Origin of the sequence: Blastococcus sp. TF02A-35 (genome assembly GCF_004571075.1) — a bacterium.
Lineage (GTDB): Bacteria > Actinomycetota > Actinomycetes > Mycobacteriales > Geodermatophilaceae > Blastococcus.
Genome location: NZ_SPQP01000085.1, coordinates 1 through 1058, shown reverse-complemented (window position 1 = coordinate 1058; position 1058 = coordinate 1). Strand labels below are relative to the sequence as shown.

The following is a 1058-nucleotide window of genomic DNA, read 5'->3' as shown; positions in this document are numbered from 1 at the left end:
TGTAGTGACCAGGTAGGTCGTTGACGCGGCTGATCGGTGATTGGCCGTCGAGTGCGGTGTGGCTGCGGTGGTGGTTGTAAGTGTGCAGCCAGCCGGGGAGCACGTCGGCTCGTTCGCGGCTGGAGTTGAAAGCGGCGGCATAAGCCCATTCCTCGAGCAGGGTGCGGTTGAAGCGTTCGACTTTGCCGTTGGTCTGGGGCCGGTAGGGGCGGATGAAGCGGTGCTTGATGCCGTCGGCGGCCAGCCGTTCCCGCCAGGCGCGGCCGTGTCGGTAGGCGAAGGCGTTGTCGGTGATCACTTCACTGACCGGCGCGCCGTGGGCGGCGAAGAAGCCCAGTGCTCGGTCGAGGAAGCCGGCGCAGGTGTCGGCTTTCTCGTCGGGGTGGATCTCGGAGTAGGCCAAGCGGGAGTGGTCGTCGACGGCGGAGTGGACGAACTCCCAGCCGGTCTGTCGGCGGCGATCGGGGAAGTCGGCTCGGTTGCCCATCCGCCAGCCGCCGCCGTCGGGGATGCGGCCGAGCTTCTTGACGTCGATGTGCACCAGTTCGCCCGGGCGGGCTCGTTCGTAGCGGCGGATCGGGGTGGGTGAGGGCCGGTCGAACATGGTCAGCCGGTGCAGGCCCTGGCGGCGCAGCACCGAATAGACCGTGCTGGCGGCCAGGCCCAGTAGGGCGGCGATCCGCCGGGGGCCGAGCTTGCGGTCACGGCGCAACCGGCAGATTTCCGCCTCCACCGCTGGTGGGGTGCGACGGGGGCATGTGTGCGGTCGGCTGGGCCGGTCCACCAGGCCTGCCAGGCCGAACTTCCGCCACCGGTCCCACCACTTGTAGCCAGTGGCGCGAGAGACGCCGAGCTCCGCGGCGACGTGGGCGACAGGGCGCCCTTGTTCTTCAATTCGGGTGACCAGCAGCAGACGGCCGTGCACCGTCAGACGGGCATTAGCGTGGGACAACGAGACCTCCGGGCGGTCGGTGAGGCGTCAGCACCCACACCTTCGCTCGGAGGTCTCCTCGTTGGATCAGCCCGCTACGCCGTCAACAACGCTCGTGGTCACTACA

The 1058-nt window shown here is 68.5% G+C and carries 1 protein-coding gene; it reads right to left on the bottom strand.

Annotated features, from left to right (window positions below; translation table 11 throughout):
- On the bottom strand, positions 1 to 952 hold a 952-nt coding region (locus tag E4P43_RS19685; protein ID WP_135147196.1), incomplete at its 3' end, for an IS481 family transposase.
- Between the last annotated feature and the right edge of the window lie 106 nt (positions 953 to 1058).